Origin of the sequence: Acinetobacter sp. ANC 3832, assembly GCF_002135415.1 — a bacterium.
Lineage (GTDB): Bacteria > Pseudomonadota > Gammaproteobacteria > Pseudomonadales > Moraxellaceae > Acinetobacter.
In genome coordinates this window covers 14026-31791 of the sequence record NZ_NEGJ01000013.1, presented here as the reverse complement: position 1 = coordinate 31791, position 17766 = coordinate 14026, and the positions used below count along the sequence as shown (strand labels likewise).

Here is a 17766-nt window from a genome sequence, read left to right as displayed (position 1 = left end):
GAGGTAATGCTCCATCTAAGTAAATCTTTTATTTTTATTATGTTGCATCTCACATTTGATATGGAATAACAAACACAGAATATTTGATTAAAGAGGAATGTTAATTATTCCTCTTTGATGGTATTGGATATTTTACCTCAACATTCACAACGACTTTTTTCTCTTTAAAGGGAAATTTAAGAGCTTTATACAAGTAATTTATTTAGCGTGTTACACGACGGATCGCTTCATCATAAGCAGGGCTTGGCTTAAATTGGTTGGCTTGTTGATAATGGCGCAAAGCTTCTGCGTAGTCTTGATTATTCTCATAAATGCGTCCGATATTATAATAAGAATAAGCTTTGGTATTGTTGTTGGTTGCTAAAGCAATTGCTTTTTGATTTGCCCATAACGCTTCAGAAGAACGATTGAGCTTTTGATAACTCACCGCTAAATTACTATAGGTTTGTCCGACATTCGGGTTGTAATCAATGGATTGCTGATACAGTATTGCGGCTTGTTCAAACTGATTGTTTTTATAGGCTTGATCTGCTTTTAGGTTTAATGTTTTAGCACGGGCTTGGTCACTTGCTGAAACGGCAACTTGATTGACTCGGGTCGCTTGATTTTGGTAGGTCGAAACAGTTGAACCAATACGATCTGCGCCTGCTCGAGTACCTGAAATTTGATTAATATCTTGGATTTCACCTTCAGGAGAAATACGGAACACTGTCCATAAATTTCCTGCTTTCCCAGTCGGTACATAATAAGAGCGAATTAACGACTCGCCTGCATAAACCATGACTTTAGCCTGACTATTGGCTAAATTTCTTGTATCGGGTGATTCGCGGTCAGAAAAATCATGCACAGAATAAACGTAATATTGATTTTCTAAACGCTTTTCGATGGTTACAGTTTCAGGACCATATGAGTCAGTATCATCGACATCTAAGTTGGCACTTAAACCTTGTTTTTTATCCCAATAAATATGCTGATTTTTATAACTTAAATGCGAGTCTAGGTCTGAAGGATTTTTCCCCCAATTGAGTACAATTCGCATACTATTTAAATTTTTAAGTACAGGGCTAAGTGCATAGGTCATTCCATCACATGGACATTTTGCCACCAAGGTTGAATAACCTGCTTTTTTGATGATCAGTAAGTTTTCAGCACTATCATTCGCATTACTTTCTACTGTTGTTCGACCTTGTGCATTGGTTGTATTTGATGCCGATCTTTCACCATTTTTTTGTAAAATTACTTCCGCATTGGCAATGTTCTGATCTTTTACTGTTGCACTTAAAACGTGAATATCTAAAGGTGCAGCAAAACTCAGTGATGAAATGGATAAGCTTAAAGCAGTCCCAAGCCATATTATTTTTTTCATTGTTGAATTCTCTTTATTATCATTTGAATTCCTAAAGTATAAAAGATCAGGCGAATGTCGTCAGCTTTGTAAAAGTGTGTTTATGTAATTTCAGATGATCATTTTAAAAGTCAGACATAAAAAAGACAGAATCAATATTCCGCCATTTTTATTATGTTCACTTATAACTTTTGCAGCGTATCTTTTATTTTTTTCTTCAAGGATAAAAATAAAAAGTCTATAAACACGCATACAAAATATTACTTGGTCTTATGTTATGCATTAAATCGCATTGATAAATCGACAGCTTTCACATCTTTGGTCAGAACACCCATCGAAATGTAATCGACCCCTGTTGTTGCAACTTCACGCAGATTATCCAAAGTAATATTGCCTGAAGCTTCAAGTTTGCATCGTCCTGCAACATGTTGAACAGCATCAATCATTTGTTGCTGACTAAAATTATCTAACATCACGATATCAGCTTTTGCTTCTAATGCTTGATTCAGTTCATCCCAAGTTTCAACTTCAACTTCTACAGGCTTATTCGGTGCAATTTGATGTGCTTTGGCAATAGCTTGAGTAATACCACCAGCCGCCATAATATGATTTTCTTTAATCAAAAAGGCATCAAATAGACCAAGGCGATGGTTTTGTCCACCACCAATAGCGACTGCATATTTTTGCGCAATGCGTAATCCAGGCAATGTTTTACGCGTATCTAACAGCTTGGTATTTAAACCATCCAAATGCTTCACGTATTCAGAAGTTTTAGTGGCAACCGCAGAGAGTGTTTGTACAAAATTCAAAGCAGGGCGTTCAACTGTGAGTAAACTGCGTGCTGAACCTGCAAGTTTGAAAATAACCTCATTGGCTTGTAAAAAATCTCCATCATTTTTAAGCCATGTAATTTGTACTGTTGGATCATAGGCTGTAATGAGTGCATCAACCCACGGTCGTCCTGCAAGCACCATATCTTCGCGAGTGATAATGGTTGCCGTGGCTTGCTCATCTTCAGGCGTAAGTAACGCAGTGATATCTGCATCGCCGATATCTTCTTGTAGTGCTTGTTGAATATTAATTTGAATAGATTGTGCAAGCAAAGATTCAGGTATGCTCATGGATATCCCTGTCGTGTTTATCCTTAAAAATTGAGCGTTATATTAGCATTGTCACTGAATGTTTTGAGAAGTTTTTATTTTGCATTGATCGGAGTAAACTCAATCACTCCGAAATTTGGGTTCGGCTCTAACAAGATAAAAGTTTAGGATATTGGATATGTATACAGCAGCACCGTTTCAAGTTTTAGATGGACAGCTCATTGGTGCTCGGCAAATTCCATCCCCCAATTATAATCAACGTCCTGAAAATACAGAAATACAGCTGATTGTGATTCATAATATTAGTTTGCCACCCTCTCAATTTGGTGGTGGATATATTGAGAAATTTTTTCAAAATCAATTGGATTGGTCCGTACATCCTTATTTTCAAACTATAGAAGGCATGCAAGTTTCGACGCATTTATTGATTTTGCGAACAGGTGAGGTTTTGCAATTCGTTAATTTTAATCAGCGTGCTTGGCATGCAGGGCGATCAAGCTATTTAGCCAAGAATGAATGCAATGATTATTCAATTGGCATAGAACTTGAAGGCAGTGATGATACTGATTTTGAAGAAGTTCAATATTCAGTGTTAACTGAGGTTGTTGCAACATTGCAACAGGCTTATCCAAAAACAGAATCGCATTTAGCAGGGCATTCTGATATTGCACCAATGCGTAAAACGGATCCGGGACCACATTTCCAATGGGTTTATTTCAGAGATTTATTGGTACAAAAAAAGCAAAATATGGACTGGCATAAATAATCACGATCTATTTATGATTTAACAACGAATTTTTAAGTAAGTTTCATTACAATAACGACTTTATTTAAACTAGGTGAATACGATGGCGCTTTGGCGATCCACCTTTATTGTCAGTGCAATGACCATGTTGTCACGTGTATTGGGTCTTGTTCGCGATATGGTGTTACTCAATGTCTTTGGTGCAGGAAAGGACTTTGATACGTTTGTGGTCGCATTTCGTATTCCCAATTTTTTTCGGCGTTTATTTGCAGAAGGGGCTTTTTCTCAAGCCTTTATTCCGATTTTAACGGAATACAAAACCACAAAATTACATGATGAAGTGCAAATCTTAATTAGCCGTGTTTTTGGTTGTTTATTGACAATCATGTCTGTCTTGACTTTATTTGCAATGGTTGCAGCCCCAGTCATTATTTATGCCTATGCACCCGGCTTTCATACTGATCCTGCTAAATATGACCTTGCTGTAGATATGTTTCGTTTAACGATTCCATATCTGATGTTTATGTCACTGACTGCTTTTGCCAGTAGTATTTTAAATAGCTATGGTTCATTTTCGACCCCTGCTTTTGCACCAGTACTGCTCAACGTAGCGATGATTGCAGGGGCTTGGTGGTTAGCGCCGCATATGGCTCAACCGATTATGGCTTTGGGATGGGCGGTCGTAATTGCGGGTGTCTTACAACTTGCTATTCAAATTCCAGAGCTATGGCGTAAAAAATTACTGATTCCACCTAAAGTTGATTTTAAACATGAAGGTGTAGAGCGTATTTTAAAACTGATGCTGCCTGCTTTATTTGGTGTTTCAGTAACGCAAATCAATTTATTATTAAATACCATTTGGGCTTCATTCATGCAGGATGGTTCAGTATCGTGGTTATACAGTGCTGAACGTATGACGGAACTTCCATTGGGTTTAATTGGTGTCGCGATAGGTACCGTTATTTTACCATCGCTATCAGCTCGTAAAGCTGAACATGATCAAATTAAGTTTCGTGCAATGCTAGATTGGGCAGCGCGTGTCATCGTATTGGTGGGTGTACCTGCAAGTATTGCTTTGTTTATGCTTTCAACGCCAATTATTCAAGCGCTCTTTCAACGAGGAGAGTTTGATGTTCGTGATACTGAAATGACAGCAATGGCTCTACAGTGTATGAGTGCAGGGGTGTTAGCATTTATGCTGATTAAAGTATTTGCACCCGGTTTTTATGCCATGCAAGATACCAAAACACCTGTACGCGTTGGGCTGATGGCTGTTGCAGCAAATGCGATTTTAAACGTCATTTTTATTGGCATATTTAAACTGATTGATTGGCATGCAGAGCATATGGCACTCGCTATTGCTTCTTCTGGTTCGGCTTTAGTGAATGCAGGCATGTTGTATTACTACTTGCATAAGCGTGATATTTTTCGTTTTGGAGCACATTGGAAAAAATTGTTTATACAATTTGCAATTGCTAACTTAACGATGATTGCAGCGCTTTGGTATGCTTTAACTTGGTACGATGGTTCAGTATCGCAATGGCTTCGTATTTTAGAAGTGGCAGGGCTGTGTATTGTCGGGGTTGTTGCCTATGTTATGGGTTTATTTGTATCAGGCTTTAGACCACGCCAGTTAAAACATTAAATGAGTTGAATTGATATTTAATTTGACCAATAAAAAACATCGCAAATGCGATGTTTTTTATGTAGCTTTAAAAATTATGGCAGAACTTGAAGCAGTTCAACATCAAAAATAAGCGTGCTGTTGGGCTCAATAGTATCACCAGAACCAATTTCACCATAAGCAAGTTTAGCAGGAATAAAGAAGCGATATTTAGCACCTTCTTGCATTAACTGTAAGCCTTCAGTCCAGCCTTGAATCACTTGATTGACTTGAAAATCTATCGGTTGATTACGTGCGATAGAGCTATCGAAAATGGTGCCATTTAACAAACGACCTTCATAATTTACTTTGACCTTAGAGGTCAATTTTGGTGTTTTGCCTTGACCTGTTTGTAATACTTGATATTGCAGTCCTGATTTTGTAGTAACAATCCCTGCTTTTTTAGTATTTTCAGCTAAGAAAGCATCACCTACTTTGGCATTTTCGATGGCTGTTTGTTTAAACTCATCAAGCTGTTTCGCTTCACTTTTTTGTTTGTATTGAGTCAACGCTTTTGCCATTTCTTCATCGGTTAATGTTGCTTTTTGACCTGACGAACCTTGCTTTAATCCTTGGATAAATGCATCGAGATTAATGTCTTTTAAGGTCTCAGCATTACTTCGTCCCATGACATAACCATAGCTATAGCCAAGCTGATCTTGCTGTGGACTTTTATTATTAATGGTTGCAGCAAAATTACTTGAACTTAAAATAAGTAGTGATGTAAAAAGAAACGTTTTTTTCATAATGTAGATCCAAAAAAAGGAGAGCATAGGCTCTCCTTTAAAGTATTTTATTTCACTTTAATTAGTTCAACATCAAAAATTAAAGTACTATTTGGAGGAATCGTCCCAGGAACGCCTTGTTCGCCATATGCCAATTTAGCAGGAATATAAAGCGTTGCTTTTCCGCCTTCTTTCATCAACTGTAAGCCTTCAGTCCAACCAGGAATAACCTGATTCAATGGAAACTCAATCGGTTGACCACGGTCATAAGAGCTATCAAATACTTTGCCATCTTGTAACTGCCCTTTATAGTGAACAGTGACCATCGAATCAGCAGCAGGTTGTTTACCTGTACCTTCTTTAGTGACTTTATATTGCAATCCAGATGTTGTGGTAATTACACCTGATTTTTTTGCATTTTCAGCTAAGAAATCGCCATTTTTAGACTCGATTTTTTGTGCTTGAGTCACTTGCTTTTGTTGCATTTCTTTTTGGAATTCAACATAGGCTGTTTGTAATTCTTCATCTGTATAAACACGTGCTTTTTTAGCATGCCCATCACGAATACCAGTGATGAAAGTATTCACATCCACTTCTGGAGGTGTTTGACTTGCAACTTCATAACCTAAAGCATAGCTGATTTTTTCTACAGGTTTTGCATTTTTAGTCATTGTACTGCTTGTAGCATCAGCAGGGTGTTGTGTTGCATAGTAAACAGGAATAAGTGCAGCACCGCCTAGAAGAACAGCAATAGCGATGGGTAAGGCTTTACTCATAAGATTTCCCAATTTTTTAATCTTTCAAAGAGCTAATTTAATAGTCATAGCTTAACTACAGAAGCATATAACGTCTATATAAGAAACGATATCTTTTTTGAATGAAATCAACTAAAAATATACAAGCACATAAAAAAGCCAGATTAGATATCTGGCTTTTTTATTGAATCTTAAAGAAGCTTAGTCATCTTTATGAGAAGTATAAGCATAAGCGTAGTTATAATTGGTACTTCCAGCAATGGATTGAATGTCATTCAGAATTACACCATTCACTTTGGTCCCTGCTTGTTCAAATCGAGCAATCGTTAATTCTAATTCTTTAATTTGAGTCTTGGCATAGCGTGCAACAATTAAATTTACACCTGCAAATTGCGAGATGATGATTCCATCAGTCACAGCAAGTACGGGTGGTGTATCCATAATAATATGATCGTATTGCTGAGATAATTGTTCAAGTAAATCACTAAAAGCTTTAGAACTGAGCATTTCGGATGGATTACCCAGATTTTTTCCACGAGCCATGAAGTCAAGATTCGTAACTTCAGTTTTGGTAATCACTTGCTCTAAGCTATTTTTTGAACTGAGCAATTCTGTTAACCCAGGAGATACTTCTCGGTCAAAATATTTATGTAAATAACCACGACGTAAATCTGCATCAATCAATAAGACACGCTTATTACCTTGTGCAAAAATTGCAGCAAGATTAGTGGAAATGAAAGATTTACCAATTTCAGGCGCTGGTCCTGAAATGGTAATGATATTATTTTTTGCATTGGCTAAAGCAAAATGAATGGTGGTTCGAATGCTACGTAAGCTTTCAATCGCAACATCTTCACTGTTTTTAACTGCTAAAATAGGAATAGATTTCTTTTTCTTTAACAGTTGCACACGACTTTCTTGAATTGGAGAGCGGGGTACAGTTGCATAGACTGGTAGATCTAATTCATTTTCAATTTGTGCAGAATCTTTAATCCCTGTTCTAAGTATATTGCGTAATAGTGCAATGAATACTCCAATAAAGCCACCTACAAATATCGATAATATCAGTACAATCAGTTTTCTAGGTTTAATTGGTTTAACAGGCTCTACAGCGGTATCAATGATACGAACATTACCAATTTCACCCGCTTTAGAAATTTTAAGCTGTTGATAGCTGTTTAATAAAGACGTATACAGTTCAGTATTTACTTTCACGTCACGATACAATTGTAAATATAAACGTTGTGTTTCTGGTAAGCGTTTAATGGCTTGACTAAGTTCATTGGATTTTTTATCAAGCGAACTAAGCTGAGCATTAATCTCAGCCATCAATGGATGGTCAGGCGTATATTTTGCAGAAAACTCAGCTTGTTTTTGTTTAAGCTCAATTTTCATTTTTTCAAGCTCAATATTTTGCTTGAGCATGAGTTCAGATTCCTGAGTAACATCAACAGTATTATATTGCTCACGGAATTTATTAAACTTAATTTCTGACTCTTCAAGTTGCTGTTTAAGTTCAGGTAGTTGCTTGTCTAAGAACCCCAAAGTTTGCTTTGATTCTAATGATTTTCGTTCAATATTTTGTGCATGATAAACAGCTAAAACATTATTCAGCACTTGAGTAATTTGCTCTTTATCATGACCTGAGTAGCTTAAGCCAATGACACCTGTCATTTTCCCTCTTTCGCCAATCGCATAATTTGCTTGAAAAGCTTTGACTGCTGTGGGTAATGCAAGTTTAGTTAGAGTAAAGCTTTGTTTAAATGAACTTTGACTTGAAATCTTAATTTTCCATAAACCTTTTGTATCAGATTTTATATTTAACTGATTTAAAGATCCTTGAAAGATAATATTGTCTTTATAACTTAAGCTAAATTGATTTTGATTAATAAAGCTTAAAGTTAATGGTTTATCTAAATAATATTCAGGAATTTCAAATTGTTTAATGGAAAAAGAAGTTTGATTTTTTTCGAATGTAACAGAGTTAGTATTATAAATAAGTTTGGTTTTATCTTGTGAAATTAAACGATGAAATAAACCATCTTGATTATCTTTAATATTAATGTTTAAGTTCAAACTTTTAATCACTTGACCTAAGATTAATCTTGAATTTAAAATTTCAATTTCAGCATCGGCTGGGGATTTCTGTCCAGCACTACCTGCTAAAGAGCCTAATTGGCCAAGAAGCGCAGCTGAAGCAGCACTTTTACCATCTTCAACTAAGATCATTGCATCTGTTGAATAAGTTTCAGGTGTAATACGTAAATATAAAAGTGCACAAATCAAACTTAAAATGACACAAAGCGCAATCACTTTCCATTGAGCAATTAGAGAGAAAAATAACTCTTTTAAGTCAATAGTATCATCGTTAGTTTTTGAATTTTGGTTCATAGGTTAACAACTAATTTAAAAATTAAAAATGTGATTGCCAGTCAGAAACATAGCTTTGGATATTACTACATGTTTCATTAAAAAATGCCTGATCGTGTTTATATGGATCTGCAACATTTTGACCTTGCCAATGCCCTAAACGAAAAACCTTACCTTTAGCAAAAGGCCAAGTTTGTTCAATATGTTTTTGTTGATTGTGGCTCATGACAAGTATTAAATCAGACTGTTTTATCAGCTCAGCATTAATTTGCTTGGCAATGTGAATACGCATATCAATATTTTTAGCATTCATACAATCGATTGCTTTATCATCCGCAGCATGTCCGATCATGGCGGAAAGACCAGCAGATTCGATATGTAAGTCAGGATGTGCTTCTTTTAAAAAATATTCAGCCATCGGACTTCGGCAAATATTTCCAACGCAAACTACCAGTATATTTTTAATTTGCATTTTAGTTTTTACCCAATTGATCAAAACTATACAAAGCACTAGAGAAAGGTACAATTTGATTCATAATACGCTGCCAGCGTGTTAAACCCGTCGCATCAATATAGACAATGTCATTTTTTTGCATTTCGAATTGATTTGATAAAGCTAAATTACCTAAACTACTTAAGTTTAAATGATAAATAGTAGAGCTATGTGTTTGTAAATTTGTACGCATCACATAAATTCGCGCAGCACTTGCTGAATAAGGACTAATACCCTCGCTTTCACCTAATACATCACTGAGGGTCATGCCTTGATCACGTAAAGTAACAGCTTGGCTTTTACTAGACTCTCCCATGACATAGAGTTTCTGATTTAGTTTGGCATTGACAAAAATAGTGTCATTGGCTTGGATGAGTAAATTATGTAGAGATAAACCCTTTTTCTCTAACGCAATAGCATTCAGGTTATATGTTTGACCATTTCGAATGAGTTGAATATTGGTATTATCACCCGTTTCAGTATTAATACCCCCAGCTTGTCCTAAAGCTGTATAAATACTAATTGGCTGATCATTTAAATTATATTGACCACTTTTCATCACTTGGCCATTAACAAAGTAACGGCGACCTTCATAAGAAAGAACACGTACAACAACATCAGGATGTTTTAAATATTTAGCAAATTGACTACGTAAAAATCGATTGGTTTCAGCGAGGGTTTTTCCTGCAATATGAACTTGCCCAACGAGTGGTAATTGAACATTTCCATTGGGATCAATTGGATAACCTACTGCTTTAATATTTGTTGCATCTTGAATCGGTGGTGTAATTTCAGGGTAAGCCCAAAGCTGAATCGAAAGTACATCACCAGCGCTTAAACGATAAATATTTTGATGATTACTAAATAAACCGATTATAGAGTTTGTATTTTGATTTAAAGCAGATGGAATATTAGGAATATTCTCTTGGGTGAGTTGAACGACGGATAACTCAGCACCTTGATCTGTTTTATATTGACCTTGTTCAGGTAAATCATACGTCTGGAAACCAGAAGTGAATGCACAGCCAGAAATAGATGATGCTAGTGCTAAAAAAAACAATGTGCGCTGATACTTCACATTCAAGACCCTTATTTTGTATTACTTACAATGTTACTTAGAATTTATCCAGAAACTGGATTGTATTCTATAATATAAGCATTGAATATCTTTAATGTGTATTATCTATTGTATTAATAAGGCAATTGCCATGTAAAATCTAAGTTATTTCATGTAAAATTAATACCAGATTACTTTCGTAGAATGACAAAATTCTTCCTTAGGTTTAAATATGTTTGATTTTGAACAGCTTAAAATAGCAATTATTGGTCTAGGCTATGTGGGTTTGCCATTGGCTGTCGAGTTTGGTAAGCATGTTCCGACCTATGGTTTTGATATTAATCAATTTCGTATTGATGAGTTAAAAAGAGGTTTTGACCATACGCTCGAAGTCTCAGAACAAGAGTTAAAGCAGAGTCAACTTTTAAATTATGCTTCTGATATTAAAAAATTAGATGAAAGTAATTTTTATATTGTGACAGTACCGACACCAATAGATGATTTTAAACAACCTGATTTAACACCATTGGTAAAAGCTTCAGAAAGCATTGCGACAGTGTTAAAAAAAGGAGATATCGTTGTTTATGAGTCTACAGTCTATCCAGGTGCTACAGAAGAAGTATGTATTCCTGTTTTAGAAAAAAAATCCGGATTAAAATATAATCAAGACTTTTTCGTGGGTTATAGTCCAGAGCGTATTAATCCTGGGGATAAACAACGCCGTGTAACCAATATTTTAAAAATCACATCTGGATCGACACCTCAAGTTGCTGATTATGTCGACCAGATTTACAACCTAATTATAAAAGCAGGTACTTATAAAGCACCGAGTATTAAGGTTGCTGAAGCTGCAAAAGTGATTGAAAATACTCAACGAGATGTCAACATTGCATTAATTAATGAGCTTGCATTGATTTTTAACAAAATGAATATTGATACAGAAGAAGTATTAAAAGCCGCAGGAACAAAGTGGAATTTTCTTAATTTTAGACCAGGATTGGTGGGTGGACACTGTATCGGTGTCGATCCATATTATTTAACCCATAAAGCACAATCTATTGGTTTGCATCCTGAAATCATCCTTGCCGCTCGTCGCTTAAATGACCGCATGGGTGAGTATGTTGCAACACAATTGATTAAAGAAATGGTCAAACAGCGTATTCAGGTTGTTGGCGCGCGCATACTCATTTTAGGTTTAAGTTTTAAAGAAAATTGTCCTGATATTCGCAATACTAAAATTGTAGATATGGTACAGGCTTTAAAAGAATATGATTTAGGTTTGGATATTTATGACCCATGGGTGGATTCTACGGAAGCGGAACGTGAATATGGTCTTGCTCCAGTTCCTAAGTTAGAGTTTGGTCAATATGATGCAATTGTCATCGCAGTTGCACATGACCAGTTTAAACAAATGTCTGTAGAAGCTTTTAAAAAACTAGGTAAAGATAAGTACGTTTTATATGATTTAAAATATGTTCTTGATAAAGAAGATAGTGATATTAGGTTATAACTTTTAAAAACAGAAAGATGATTGTGGATGAATTATGAAAATACTAGTGACTGGAGGCGCAGGATTTATTGGTTCTGCTGTTGTTAGACATATAATAAAAAATACTCAGGATAGTGTTTTAAATATTGATAAGTTAACGTATGCAGGTAATTTGGAGTCTTTGGAAGCGATAGATCAAAGTCCAAATTATCAATTTTCACAAACTGATATTTGTGATCGCGAAGGTCTGAATCGTTTGTTTTTAGATTTTCAACCTGATTTGGTGATGCATCTTGCTGCTGAATCTCATGTAGATCGTTCAATTACCGGTTCTGCTGCATTTGTTGAAACCAACATTATGGGTACGTATCATTTATTAGAGGCGGCTCGTCATTATTGGAATGGTTTAGACAATAATAAAAAAGAAGCATTCCGTTTTCATCATATTTCGACAGATGAAGTCTATGGTGATTTAGAGGGAACAAATGATCTCTTTCTAGAAACAACCTCCTACGCTCCAAGTTCACCATATTCTGCAAGTAAAGCGAGTTCGGATCATCTAGTCCGTGCATGGCAAAGAACCTATGGTTTACCGACAATTGTTACGAACTGTTCGAATAATTATGGCCCTTATCATTTTCCAGAAAAACTCATTCCATTGGTGATTCTCAATGCCTTGGATGGGAAGCCATTACCGATTTATGGAAAAGGTAATCAAATTCGTGATTGGTTATATGTTGAAGATCATGCGAAAGCTTTATACAAAGTTGTAACAGAGGGCGTTGTGGGAGAAACCTATAATATAGGCGGGCATAATGAAAAACAAAATATTGATGTGGTAAAAACAATTTGTTCAATTTTGGATGAATTAAAACCACAAGCAAACAATCAGCCTTATGAATCATTAATTGTATTTGTAAAAGATCGCCCAGGACATGATTTGCGTTATGCAATTGATGCATCAAAAATTGCTAAAGAACTCGGCTGGAAACCAGAAGAGACCTTTGAAACAGGTATTCGTAAAACAGTTGAATGGTATTTGAGTAACACGACATGGGTTGAGCATGTAAAAAGTGGTGAATATCAAACATGGCTAACTAAGCAATACTAGGAATACCAATGAAAATATTATTGCTTGGAAAAAATGGTCAAGTGGGTTGGGAGCTTCAACGCGCTTTACAGCCATTAGGTGAGGTTGTTGCTTTAGATCGCCATGTGAATTCAGGAGGTTTATGTGGAGATATTGGTGATTTTAATGCGATTACCCATGTTATTGGCCAAGTGAAGCCTGATGTTGTTGTGAATGCTACGGCTTATACAGCGGTGGATAAGGCAGAAAGTGAAATTGAGCAAGCAAATCATACTAATCATCTTGCTGTTAAGTATTTAGCAGAACAATGTAAAAAGCAAAATGCATTATTAATTCATTATTCGACTGACTATGTCTTTAATGGAGATGGTGATACCGCATGGACTGAGCAAGATGCGACATCACCTGTGAATATGTATGGTCAAACCAAGCGGAATGGTGAGATTGCTTTAGAGACGAGTAAAGTTGATTTTATTAATTTACGTACATGTTGGGTTTATGGCACACATGGAAATAACTTTATAAAAACCATGCTTAAGCTTGCTCAAATGAAAGATGAATTGAATATTATTAATGATCAAATGGGTGCTCCGACGGGAGCTGCTTTGATTGCGGATGTAACCGCGCAAGTGATTCGTTTTTATGATTTAGCACAGGATAAAGATAAAACAGCATTACTTGGGCATTATCATCTTGCAGCGGCAGGTGAGTGCTCTTGGTTTGATTATGCTCAATTTATCTTTAGTACAGCAAAAGCATACGGGCAAAATTTAACAATAAAAACTGTAAGTCCAATTCAGACGACAGCGTATCCAACACAAGCAAAACGTCCGTTAAACTCTCGTTTAAATACAGCGAAACTACAGCATAATTTTAAAATACACCTACCCAATTGGAAGCAAGGTGTTGAACAAGTATTAGGAGAAATTATTTAATGAGTCAAATAAAACGAAAAGGAATTATTCTTGCGGGTGGTTCAGGAACACGTTTGTATCCGATCACCATGGGTACATCGAAACAACTGCTCCCTATTTATGATAAGCCAATGATTTACTATCCGTTGTCAGTATTGATGTTGGCTGGTATTCATGAAGTTCTTATTATATCAACCCCTGAAGATTTACCGAATTTTCAAAAATTACTAGGTAGTGGCGAAGAGATCGGGCTAAAGCTTTCTTATAAAGTGCAACCATCGCCAGATGGGTTGGCACAAGCATTTATTCTTGGTGAAGAGTTTATTGGTCAGGATAGTGTTTGTTTAGTTCTAGGGGATAATATTTTCTATGGGCAAAGTTTTGGCCACCAATTAAAACGTGCTGCTGATCAAGTTCAAGGTGCGACCGTTTTTGGTTATTATGTCAATGATCCTGAACGTTTTGGTGTTGTAGACTTTAATGCGAATGGTCAGGCATTAAGTATTGAAGAGAAACCAGAGCAACCTAAGTCAAATTATGCTGTAACAGGTTTATATTTCTATGATAACAGTGTTGTAGAGATTGCAAAAAATATTAAACCATCACATCGTGGTGAGTTAGAAATTACAGATGTAAATAATATTTATTTAGAGCAAAAGCAACTGAATGTTGAATTATTAGGTCGTGGTTTTGCATGGTTAGATACAGGAACACATGATTCACTACTCGAAGCAAGTCAATTCGTTCAAACCGTGGAGCATCGCCAAGGTTTAAAAGTCGCATGTTTAGAAGAAATTGCATTTAATAATGGTTGGATTGATGGTCAACAATTATTAGAGCGCGCAAATTTCTTTAAAAAGACAGGTTATGGTCAGTATTTGTTGAAATTGCATGCGGAATATAATAATAAAATTAAAAGCTTATGATGTTTTAAGGATTTTATAAATAATACTGATGTAAGTGTAATATTACTTTGTATATTGAGAATAAAGAATGAATGTTATTGAAACGAAGATAAAAGGCCTTTTGATACTTGAACCCAAAGTTTTTGGCGATGATCGTGGTTGGTTTATGGAAAGTTTTAGTCAAAAGAACTTTGAACAAGCTTTACTTGAACGCGGATTAGAAGTGCCAAATTTTGTCCAAGATAATCATTCTTATTCCCAAAAAGATGTTTTACGTGGATTGCATTATCAATTAGCCCCATTTGCACAAGGTAAACTTGTACGTGTGGTACAAGGCCGTGCTTGGGATGTCGCTGTCGATATTCGAAAAGATTCATCGACTTATGGACAGTGGGTTGGCGTTGAGCTTAGTGGAGAAAATCATAAGCAGTTTTGGATTCCAGAAGGCTTTGCTCATGGATTTGTTGCTTTGGAAGACAATACTCAATTTTTGTATAAAGCAACAAATTACTATAATAAGGAGAGTGAAGGTGCAATTATTTGGAATGATCCAACCATTGCCATTGAGTGGCCTTTAGATGGTATTGAAAAAGTATTAGTCAGTGATAAAGATATTTTAGCACCCAAACTTGATGAAGCTAAAATATTTAATGTTAATTCGGACCCACTTTTGTAGCATTCAGAATATGTAGAAAGGTGGTTGATAAAGAGTCGCAAAATTGCTAGATAAACTTAATAAATTACTCGAGAACGAAGAAAAAAGAAAATTCTTAGGAAATTTTTTCTCCCTAGCGACGTTACAAGGTCTTAATTATATATTGCCTTTGTTGACGTTACCCTATCTTGTCCGAGTTTTAGGTGTAGAAAAATTTGGATTATTGGCATTTGCTACAGCAATTATCGGTTACTTCATTGTTTTAACGGATTATGGTTTTAATTTTACAGCCACAAGGGATGTATCTTTGCACCGTGATAATAATGAAAAATTGAACGAAATATTTAGTTCAGTGATGATCATAAAATTTGTACTTTGTACCATTTCATTATTAATACTGACTGTTTTAATTATTTGTTTTAATAAGTTTAATGCAGATCCATGGTTGTATTATTTAACTTTTGGAACGGTTTTTGGGCAAATTCTATTCCCTGTATGGTTTTTTCAGGGTGTAGAACAAATGCGTTATATAACGATTATAAATATTATTGCTAAGACATTTTTTACAATTGCTATTTTTTTAATGGTTAAACATAGTTCGGACTATCTACTAGTTCCATTATTAACATCATTAGGTGCAATATTTGCAGGTTTATATTCATTATTTTTGATTCATAAAAGTTTTAATATAAGCTTTAAGCTTCAAGAAATAAATGTTGTAGTTAGTTATTTGAAAGGTGGTTCAAATTTATTTTTAACTTCAGCCTTGGGAAATTTATTAACATCTTCAGGAACAGTCATCTTAACTTTTGTATCAACGAGTACAGTTGTAGGTTATTATTCAGCAGCTGAGAAACTATTTAGAGCAATTGTTGGCTTATTTACACCAATAACACAGGCGCTTTATCCTATAAGTTGTAGAAAACTCGCTCAGCAAATAACGGCCCAATCTTATATCAAAAGGGTGGGTATCGTGATTGGTGGTATGGCTATGTTTGTGAGTTTAATAGTTGCCTTACTCTCAGAAAAAATTATTACGTTTGTTTATGGGGTAGCATTTCAATCATATAGTTATATTTTAGCTGTTATGATGATTTGGCTATTCTTTGGTGTGATAAATAACATTATTGGCATACAATATTTATCAGCTTCTAGAAAAGACAAATTTTATACAGCTTCTTTTTTGGTTGCTGGTTTGGTAACAGTACTATTGAATTTGGTGCTGATTCCACACTTGTTGATTAATGGGATATTAATTTCAATGATCTCTGGTGAAATACTTCTAACGATTTGCATGTTAGCACTTATTTTTAGGTTTAAATTATGAAAAAAATTCTCATTGTTTTTGGTACGCGTCCTGAAGCAATTAAAATGGCGCCTTTAGTAAAAGAATTTAAAAAAAATCATAAAAACTTTGAAACACGAGTCTGTGTTACTGCTCAACATCGTCAAATGTTAGATCAAGTGCTTGAAATATTTGAAATTACTCCAGACTATGATTTAAATATTATGAAAGCTGGTCAAGACTTGTATGATATTACTGCAAATGTATTACTAGGAATGAAATCTGTCCTAGCTGACTTTAAACCAGATATTGTCTTAGTACATGGAGATACTACTACTACATTGTCGGCGAGTCTTGCCACTTTTTATGCAAAAATAAAAGTTGGTCATATTGAAGCCGGGCTAAGAACAAATGATATTTATTCTCCTTGGCCAGAGGAAGGGAATCGCCAAATTACAGGAATTTTAGCAAATTATCACTTTGCACCGACTGAAATTAGTGAACAAAATTTGTTGAAAGAAGGTAAATGTCAGAATGATATTTTTGTGACGGGAAATACAGTAATTGATGCATTATTATATGTAATAAAACGTATTGAAAATAATATAGAATTAAAGCATAAAATTGAAAATGAAGTAAAAAAGCAATATAAATTGGATGATTTAAGGAGATTTATTCTTGTAACTGGACATCGCAGAGAAAATTTTGGAGAAGGTTTTATTAATATTTGTGAAGGGTTAAAGCAAATAGCAATTAATAACCCAAATATTGATATCGTATATCCTGTTCACTTAAATCCAAATGTACAAAAACCTGTAAACGATATTCTTTCAGGCATTGAAAATATCTATTTGATAGATCCATTACAGTATGAAGAATTTATTTATCTAATGAGCCAAGCATATTTCATTATTACTGATAGTGGTGGCATACAAGAAGAAGCACCATCTTTAGGTAAGCCTGTTTTGGTGATGAGAGATACAACAGAAAGACCTGAAGCGGTAGTTGCAGGAACAGTAAAACTAGTAGGCTGTGATAGAAATATTTTGTTTACGGAGGCACAGAATTTAATTACCAATCCTGAGGAATATGAAAGAATGGCTAAGTCTCATAACCCATATGGTGATGGATATGCGTGCTCAAAAATTGTGAATATTCTTTTAAATAGTAATTAA

General features: G+C 35.2%; 16 protein-coding genes. 9 read left to right on the top strand and 7 right to left on the bottom strand.

The window, feature by feature from the left end; all coding sequences use genetic code 11:
- Positions 1-202: 202 nt before the first annotated feature.
- Both B9T35_RS15005 and nadC read right to left on the bottom strand, forming a co-directional pair.
- Positions 203-1366 (bottom strand): YfaP family protein, encoded by a 1164-nt coding sequence (locus B9T35_RS15005; RefSeq protein ID WP_086191906.1) that lies wholly within the window; start codon positions 1364-1366, stop codon positions 203-205.
- Between the two features lie 254 nt (positions 1367-1620).
- On the bottom strand, positions 1621-2466 hold the full coding sequence (nadC, locus tag B9T35_RS15000) for a carboxylating nicotinate-nucleotide diphosphorylase (protein WP_086191905.1): 846 nt from the start codon (positions 2464-2466) through the stop codon (positions 1621-1623).
- Between the two features lie 157 nt (positions 2467-2623).
- Here nadC and ampD point away from each other — a divergent pair, with 157 nt between their 5' ends.
- A complete protein-coding gene (ampD, locus tag B9T35_RS14995) occupies positions 2624-3211 on the top strand; it encodes a 1,6-anhydro-N-acetylmuramyl-L-alanine amidase AmpD (protein WP_086191904.1) in 588 nt (195 codons plus the stop codon).
- A gap of 73 nt (positions 3212-3284) precedes the next feature.
- Complete coding sequence (murJ, locus tag B9T35_RS14990; RefSeq protein WP_171264296.1) at positions 3285-4835, top strand: murein biosynthesis integral membrane protein MurJ; 1551 nt, start codon at positions 3285-3287, stop codon at positions 4833-4835.
- A 74-nt stretch (positions 4836-4909) separates the two neighbouring features.
- Here murJ and B9T35_RS14985 read toward each other — a convergent pair whose 3' ends face one another.
- The 5 genes from B9T35_RS14985 to B9T35_RS14965 all read right to left on the bottom strand — a co-directional run bounded on the left by B9T35_RS14985 (position 4910) and on the right by B9T35_RS14965 (position 10274).
- On the bottom strand, positions 4910-5599 hold the full coding sequence (locus tag B9T35_RS14985; RefSeq protein WP_086191902.1) for an FKBP-type peptidyl-prolyl cis-trans isomerase: 690 nt from the start codon (positions 5597-5599) through the stop codon (positions 4910-4912).
- 47 nt (positions 5600-5646) lie between these two features.
- Positions 5647-6354, bottom strand: coding sequence for an FKBP-type peptidyl-prolyl cis-trans isomerase (locus tag B9T35_RS14980; RefSeq protein WP_086191901.1), 708 nt, complete (start codon positions 6352-6354; stop codon positions 5647-5649).
- A 180-nt stretch (positions 6355-6534) separates the two neighbouring features.
- Complete coding sequence (locus B9T35_RS14975; protein ID WP_086191900.1) at positions 6535-8724, bottom strand: polysaccharide biosynthesis tyrosine autokinase; 2190 nt, start codon at positions 8722-8724, stop codon at positions 6535-6537.
- A gap of 22 nt (positions 8725-8746) precedes the next feature.
- Positions 8747-9175: a low molecular weight protein-tyrosine-phosphatase gene (locus B9T35_RS14970; protein WP_086191899.1), complete on the bottom strand. Its 429-nt coding sequence runs from the start codon at positions 9173-9175 to the stop codon at positions 8747-8749.
- Position 9176: 1 nt separating this feature from the next.
- Positions 9177-10274: a polysaccharide biosynthesis/export family protein gene (locus B9T35_RS14965; RefSeq protein WP_213033372.1), complete on the bottom strand. Its 1098-nt coding sequence runs from the start codon at positions 10272-10274 to the stop codon at positions 9177-9179.
- Between the two features lie 211 nt (positions 10275-10485).
- On the opposite strand from B9T35_RS14965, the gene tviB reads away from it, so the two are divergent.
- The 7 genes from tviB to wecB all read left to right on the top strand — a co-directional run bounded on the left by tviB (position 10486) and on the right by wecB (position 17766).
- Positions 10486-11763 (top strand): Vi polysaccharide biosynthesis UDP-N-acetylglucosamine C-6 dehydrogenase TviB, encoded by a 1278-nt coding sequence (gene tviB, locus B9T35_RS14960; RefSeq protein ID WP_086191898.1) that lies wholly within the window; start codon positions 10486-10488, stop codon positions 11761-11763.
- A 34-nt stretch (positions 11764-11797) separates the two neighbouring features.
- Entirely contained in the window at positions 11798-12853 is a 1056-nt protein-coding gene (rfbB, locus tag B9T35_RS14955; protein WP_086191897.1) for a dTDP-glucose 4,6-dehydratase, read from the top strand.
- Positions 12854-12861: 8 nt separating this feature from the next.
- The gene (gene rfbD / locus B9T35_RS14950; RefSeq protein WP_086191896.1) at positions 12862-13767 is read left to right on the top strand and encodes a dTDP-4-dehydrorhamnose reductase; all 906 of its coding nucleotides are present in this window, start codon (positions 12862-12864) and stop codon (positions 13765-13767) included.
- Complete coding sequence (rfbA, locus tag B9T35_RS14945) at positions 13767-14672, top strand: glucose-1-phosphate thymidylyltransferase RfbA (RefSeq protein ID WP_086191895.1); 906 nt, start codon at positions 13767-13769, stop codon at positions 14670-14672. The genes rfbD and rfbA overlap by 1 nt, the downstream gene beginning before the upstream one ends.
- 67 nt (positions 14673-14739) lie before the next feature.
- Positions 14740-15327: a dTDP-4-dehydrorhamnose 3,5-epimerase gene (gene rfbC, locus B9T35_RS14940; protein ID WP_086191894.1), complete on the top strand. Its 588-nt coding sequence runs from the start codon at positions 14740-14742 to the stop codon at positions 15325-15327.
- Positions 15328-15370: 43 nt separating this feature from the next.
- Entirely contained in the window at positions 15371-16633 is a 1263-nt protein-coding gene (locus B9T35_RS14935; RefSeq protein ID WP_086191893.1) for a flippase, read from the top strand.
- Complete coding sequence (gene wecB / locus B9T35_RS14930; protein ID WP_086191892.1) at positions 16630-17766, top strand: non-hydrolyzing UDP-N-acetylglucosamine 2-epimerase; 1137 nt, start codon at positions 16630-16632, stop codon at positions 17764-17766. The genes B9T35_RS14935 and wecB overlap by 4 nt, the downstream gene beginning before the upstream one ends.